Here is a 5,568-nt window from a genome sequence, read left to right as displayed (position 1 = left end):
CTCTTCATCTGTGTAACCGCGGCCTTGGTTATCGCCGCGGCTCTGGTGGGCGGCGCCGGGGCCCCGCCCGCCCGCCGGGCGCGCCCCCCACCGCAGCCGCGGAGCGTCGGCGGAGCGAGATCAGCACAGCCGCCGGTGAACCGTCGGGACGGTGCTGGTGCGGCGGCCGGAGCCGGCTGTTCCGGCCGCCGCCGCGTCACCCCTCCTCGTTCTCGGCGGGTACGGCCTGCCGGTGGTCGTCGCGCCAACACCGGCCGCCCCACAGGCCCTCGTGCAGGGGATCGCCACGCCGGATGTGCCCCGGCTCCTTGCCGCACTGCACCCAGCCGACGTCCTCCGGGTCAGCGTCGAAGAACATCGCCGCACACAGATCGTCCACCTGGTCAGGGGTTGGGCCGTACAGCCCCAACCGGAACAGCAGGCTGTCCGCAAGCCCTTCTGCCGCCTGCCGTTGTCCACAGCCGAAGCGACGGTGTCGCTAGAGGACGGATCCGCTGCGCGGCGAAGGCTGTGCCGCCGACGGCAGCAGGACAATGAACCGGGGCTGCGCCCCGTCAGGAGCACATCCGTACCCCCGCCTCGCTCGTGCCTCGCGAGGGATGGGTCAGCGTGGGGGTACAGCCGTATCACGGACGGCAAAACAGCAGTACGGCCAGAAGGTGCAATGACCAGGCGAAACGGCCAGACCCGTACCCCGCTGCGCGGAAAAGGGGGGAGGGGTACGGGTCGAGAGGGTACGGACCGTTTCCCTCGCTGTTCCAGGCTTCCGCTAACGCTCCAGCCGTGGAACAGCGAGGACGACGACAAAGAAGCAAAAGGGCATAAGGGAACCTGATAACACGTGTCCTGCGGACCCTCGCTCCGCTCGGCCTCTCCGCTGCGCTTCGAGGACGTGTTAGTCGGCATAGCCGACGGGTTCCACCGCTCGCTTCGCTCGCCGGTCCTTCGGTCGCTGGCGCTCCCTCCGGCTATGCCCAGCGCTGCGCTTGAGAGAGGAAGCCCCACCACTGCCCCGCGATGGCGTCCACAGATATGGACAGCCGCAAAGAGTGCAGCAGTGGTGGATCGCCTGGCGCTGCGCGCCTGGCTCAGGTGAGAAGTGACGACCCGTGCGACGGCTCGCTATGCGATCCATCCGGGAACAGATCACGCCAGCAAGATCTTCCGGATCGTCAGCCAGCAAAGCTGGCACGGGCGCTGGGTCGAGCATCGAGATCACACGGACCCCACCGGGGCCCGCACTCGATGGTCGCCACCCGTACTCGAGTCCACGAAGGCAGGCACCACCATGACGCAGTCCCAGCCCGAAATCTCGCCCTACGACACCGGAGCCCGCTGCGAGCCGAAGTTGCGGCAGCCGAACAACCAAGCTGTAGCCGAGGCGATGCACTCCGGCGATGCCGAGGACATCGGAAACGTCGACTTCACCGACGTCGAGGACCGCACTGTCGTCACCGTGCACATCTCCCGCGCAGGCAGCGGAATGTTTACCGTCCACCTCATGCCGGCGTGCGAGGACGATCAGATCCGTGTCGAACTCCACGCCGAGAAGGGCACGGTCACCATCGAAGCCGACACCGGACGACAGGCGTGAAGCGTCGGCACTCGCCAGACCATGAATGTCCGGCGAGCGGCCTGGGAGCCGGACCTCTGACTCTCGACTCCAGCTGCGGAGACCGCTGAGTCGCAGGGAGAGGAGACTCGAATGATTGCTGAAATGATTCCAGAATCATTCTCGCACGTTGTCCTCGTCACCGGTTCCCGCAGCTGGAACGACGAGAAGAGCATGCGTGAGACGTTCAACGACGCCTGGCGCGACTGGGGAGCGGAGAACGTCACCCGGCCGGTACTCATCTCGGGGCATTGCCCCGAGGGTGCATTGCCTTGAGGGTGCCGACGCCATGGCCGAGCGCCTGTGGCGGGCCGCCGGCTTCGAGATCCGCACTTTCCCCGCCGCCTGGTCGGCTCATGGGAAGGGGGCCGGCTTCCAGCGCAACCAGGAGATGGTCGACGCCGCCCAGGTCTTCCGCGAGGCCGGGGCTCAGGTGCGGTGCACGGCCTTCCTCGACCTCTGCCGGAAGCCCGGATGCCCGCAGCGAAACCAGGACCAGCTCATGCCGCATACGCCGGGGCACTTCTCGCACGGCACCATCCACTGCAGGTCTCGCGCGCGAGCCGCGGGGATCGAGACGGCCACCGTGCTCCATCCGTCGCTGCCGCTGTTCTGAGACGCGCGAAGGGCCCTGCAGTGTGCTGCAGGGCCCTTCAAGGACGGATGGGAGGAGTCGGCCGGGAGACGAACACCAGGCTCGGCGCTACTTGCTCCGATCGATGTCGTGCGCCTCGTCATAGGCCTTCATGACCGTCTTCGGGATACGCCCGCGATCTGCGAAGTCGAAGCCCTTCTTCTTGGCCCACTCGCGGATCTTGTCGCGCTCCTCGGGAGTCGTCTCGGGTACGACTCGCTTCTTGGGCGCCGCCTTCCCGGCTTTCCGACTGACCTTCAAGTACGGCTTCAGTGCTTCCTCAAGCTTCTTCTGTTCCTCAGCTGTGAGGTCGACTTCGTACCAGGTGTCACCCAGGCCGAAGGTCGCCGTAGCCGCATCCGGCTTACCACTGAGATCTGACTCGACAATGCTTCGAATGGCCATATCAGCGAGAGTAGCTGATGCGCAAGCACCTTGGAAAGTCTGTCACAGGCATTCGAGATAAGTGTGTCATTTAGAACCCGAACGAGACTCAGAAGCACTGCTAAATAAGCAGAGTGAGCGAATGCTACTGCTAAAATCACAGCAATATGAGGGGGTGCCGCATACCCCGTTCTCCACCGTCCAACAACCCCGATCGAGAGGTCCCCACCATGTCCACGCTCCATGCCGTCGACGACTATTCGCTCACCGACGAGGACACTGACCTCTTCGAGCTGCTGTGCCAGCGCCGCGGGTGGTCGGATCAGTACCTGAAGGAGATCGAGTCCACCGAACGCGACGAGCTCCTGGACCTGGCCGAGATGGTCGAGGCTCTTCATGACGCCCGGACCACGGGCAAGAAGATCACCATCGCCCCTGACTTCGACATGGACGGCATCTCCTCCGGTGTCCTCGGCTACGCCGGCTTGTCCGAGCTCGGCTTCGATGTCGAGCTGCACCTGCCCGACTACCGCCGCGGCCACGAGCTCGCACCCGAGGATGTAGCCGAGATCCACGCGAAGTGGCCCGCCACCCGGGTCCTGCTCACCTGCGACGGGGGAGTGAACTCCCACCGCGGTATCGCCGCCGCGCGTGCCCTTGGCTGGATGACGCTAGTGACCGATCACCACGAGGAGCTCGCGCCGGGCTCGACCGCGGACATCACCGTCGACCCGTGCCGGATCGACGAGACCTACGCCCACACCGGGATCTGCGGTGCCCACGTGATCTACCAGGTGATCGAGGCCTACACCCGCGTGCACTGGCCCGAGAAGCTCTGGGAGATCCACCTGCTGCGCCTGTTCGCCGGCATCGGCACCGTCTCCGACGTCATGCCCGTGCTGTACGAGAACCGCCAGCTGGTGCGTGATGCGATCTCGATCGCCCGTCTGCTGCGCGTCGCCGCGCCGAAGACGATCCCCAACCCCTGGGGTGGGTTCGACGCTGACCCCGATGTCATCGACGTCGAGCAGTCGATCCTGATGCAGCTGCTGCGCACCGAGCCGCACCACCCGGTCTTCCTCCGGGCCTTCGAGGGCTTCGCGATCGTGCTCAAAGCCTTCGCGCAGATCGGCAAGATCCGCGATGTCGACGACCTCGACGAGGGCTTCTTCGGCTTCTACCTCGCCCCGGCGATGAACAGCCCCCGGCGCACGGGGGCTTCGCTTGAGCCGTGCTTCGCGGTGTTCACGGCCGCCGGTGCTGACGTCAAGCTCAAGGGCGTCCACCAGGTGATCGAGAGCAACGAGCTGCGCAAGCAGCTGGTCATCGAACACATGGAAGAACTCACCACCGGGGACCAGCCCTTGGCCCCGTGGGTGTACTTTTCGGACGCCTACCCGGGCATGTACGGGCTGCTGGCCAACCGGATGATGGAGCTCAAGGGCCACCCGGTCGTCGTCGTCAACCGGCCCGCCGGACCCGAGGATTTCGTCAGCGGCTCCGGTCGCGCGCCGGGGTGGTTCGACATCATCACCAGCCTGGAGCCGCACGACGGTCTCAGCGCCATCGGGCACCAGCAGGCCTGCGGCGTCCGCGTCGCGAAGGCGGAGAAGCTCTGCGACCTCGTCGCCGTGCTGCAGGACGCCACCCAGCTCGCCCTGCTCGCCGTCAGCACCGACGGACCGAGCGGTGATCTGGTACTCGGCCCGGACGCCGACTGCGACGCCGGCCTCGAGGATCTGCAGCCGCTGTTCGAGCTGGTGCGTCGGACCGAGGGACTCAAGCCCTTCGGGCACGGTTTCACCGCTCCGGTCGTCGAGATCGCGATCGAGCCCCTGGGTCTGCGCGTGGACCGGATCGGATCCGAATCGCAGCACCTGCGCCTGGTCACCCGGTCCGGCCTGTCCTGCCTGTGGTGGAACGTCGCCGAGGAGAAGTTCGACATGCTCCGGGGCTTCGTGCAGCGCGCCAGCCGCACCGAACTCGGCACGCTGCGCTTCACGGCGACGCTGCAGCTGAACACCTTCCGCGGCGACACCCGCGTCCAGGCCGTCATCAACGAACAGATCACCACGGCTGCTTGAGCCCCGTAGAGGAGGAGACCTTGACGACTTCACCGATCACCTCGCGTCTGCTCGGGTGGTGCGTCCTCGTGCCGCTCGCCGCCGTCGCGGTCTACCTCGGCCTCGGCACCGTCGCAGTCCGCCTCATCGGAGAGCCGATTGTTGCGACCGCCGTCCTGGGCATGCTTGTTGTCGTCCTGGTCGGTTCGGTGAGGATCCAGCGGCCCCGGTGGTTCGCGCATGCGCCGGCCCCGCGGCCGAGGCCGGAGATCCCACGCTTCGGATGGACCGTCCCCGGCTGCGCGGTCCTGGCCTTCCTCGCCGGGCAGTCGCTGGCCTTGTGGATCTACGTCACGATCGGGTCCGCCGGCTTTGACTCGGCGAACCAGACCAGGCATGCGGCCGGGGCACTGACGACCCTGCTGCTCACCATGGTCGCGGCTCCCGCAGGGGAGGAGTTCCTGTTCCGAGGGCTGATCTACCCGTTGCTGCGCAAGCGGGTGAGCATCCTCGCCTCCACGCTGGTCACCGCCGTGGTGTTCGGCCTGCTGCACGGCAACGCCGTGCAGTTCGCCTCGACCCTGCCGCTGGCGGTGCTCCTGGCCCTGGTCTACGAACGCACGCGCGTGCTGTGGCCCTGCGTGCTCCTGCACCTGGGCTTCAACCTCGCCGCCGCCCTTGTCCCGGCGCAGGCGCTCGGCGCTCTGGCGAACCCCGCTTCTGCGGCGTTCCTGTGCCTGGCCTTCGCTGGTTGTGCCTTGGGGCTCTACCGGCGGGTCGCCGGGGGGGGGGGGCGGGGGGGCCGGCGCCCGCGCGCGCCGGGCCACGCGCCGCCGCAGGCGCAGAGCTCGACCACAGAGCAGAAAAAAAACAAA

Annotated in this window: 7 protein-coding genes; 5 read left to right on the top strand and 2 right to left on the bottom strand. The window is 67.0% G+C overall.

Annotation, left to right across the window (positions count from 1 at the left end; all coding sequences use genetic code 11):
* Nucleotides 1-196 precede the first annotated feature (196 nt).
* Nucleotides 197-379: a hypothetical protein gene (locus ACFWY6_RS43765; protein ID WP_384703005.1), complete on the bottom strand. Its 183-nt coding sequence runs from the start codon at nucleotides 377-379 to the stop codon at nucleotides 197-199.
* A gap of 720 nt (nucleotides 380-1,099) precedes the next feature.
* On the opposite strand from ACFWY6_RS43765, the gene ACFWY6_RS43760 reads away from it, so the two are divergent.
* From ACFWY6_RS43760 to ACFWY6_RS43750, 3 genes are all read left to right on the top strand, one after another.
* A complete protein-coding gene (locus ACFWY6_RS43760) occupies nucleotides 1,100-1,594 on the top strand; it encodes a hypothetical protein (RefSeq protein WP_384703002.1) in 495 nt (164 codons plus the stop codon).
* Nucleotides 1,595-1,705: 111 nt separating this feature from the next.
* Nucleotides 1,706-1,888, top strand: a complete 183-nt coding sequence (locus ACFWY6_RS43755; RefSeq protein ID WP_384702999.1) for a hypothetical protein — start codon at nucleotides 1,706-1,708, stop codon at nucleotides 1,886-1,888.
* Nucleotides 1,889-1,901: 13 nt separating this feature from the next.
* Nucleotides 1,902-2,228, top strand: coding sequence for a hypothetical protein (locus ACFWY6_RS43750; protein WP_384702996.1), 327 nt, complete (start codon nucleotides 1,902-1,904; stop codon nucleotides 2,226-2,228).
* An 87-nt stretch (nucleotides 2,229-2,315) separates the two neighbouring features.
* Here the strand turns inward: ACFWY6_RS43750 and ACFWY6_RS43745 are convergent, their stop codons facing one another.
* On the bottom strand, nucleotides 2,316-2,651 hold the full coding sequence (locus ACFWY6_RS43745) for an Lsr2 family protein (protein WP_384702993.1): 336 nt from the start codon (nucleotides 2,649-2,651) through the stop codon (nucleotides 2,316-2,318).
* Nucleotides 2,652-2,860: 209 nt separating this feature from the next.
* Here ACFWY6_RS43745 and ACFWY6_RS43740 point away from each other — a divergent pair, with 209 nt between their 5' ends.
* Both ACFWY6_RS43740 and ACFWY6_RS43735 read left to right on the top strand, forming a co-directional pair.
* Nucleotides 2,861-4,714: a DHH family phosphoesterase gene (locus ACFWY6_RS43740; protein ID WP_384702990.1), complete on the top strand. Its 1,854-nt coding sequence runs from the start codon at nucleotides 2,861-2,863 to the stop codon at nucleotides 4,712-4,714.
* 20 nt (nucleotides 4,715-4,734) lie between these two features.
* Nucleotides 4,735-5,568, top strand: an 834-nt coding sequence (locus ACFWY6_RS43735) for a CPBP family intramembrane glutamic endopeptidase (protein ID WP_384702987.1), incomplete at its 3' end; no start/stop codon positions are given.

Source organism: Streptomyces sp. NPDC059037, assembly GCF_042740015.1.
In the GTDB taxonomy this organism is placed as follows: Bacteria; Actinomycetota; Actinomycetes; order Streptomycetales; family Streptomycetaceae; genus Streptomyces.
This window is presented reverse-complemented; position numbering and strand designations above follow the sequence as displayed.

What these genes read in the sequence shown, in the direction of transcription:
- ACFWY6_RS43755 (WP_384702999.1), top strand. Translation starts at nt 1,706, where the DNA reads ATGATTGCTGAAATGATTCCAGAATCATTCTCGCACGTTGTCCTCGTC.
- ACFWY6_RS43750 (WP_384702996.1), top strand. Translation starts at nt 1,902, where the DNA reads ATGGCCGAGCGCCTGTGGCGGGCCGCCGGCTTCGAGATCCGCACTTTC.
- ACFWY6_RS43745 (WP_384702993.1), bottom strand. Translation starts at nt 2,651, where the DNA reads ATGGCCATTCGAAGCATTGTCGAGTCAGATCTCAGTGGTAAGCCGGAT.
- ACFWY6_RS43740 (WP_384702990.1), top strand. Translation starts at nt 2,861, where the DNA reads ATGTCCACGCTCCATGCCGTCGACGACTATTCGCTCACCGACGAGGAC.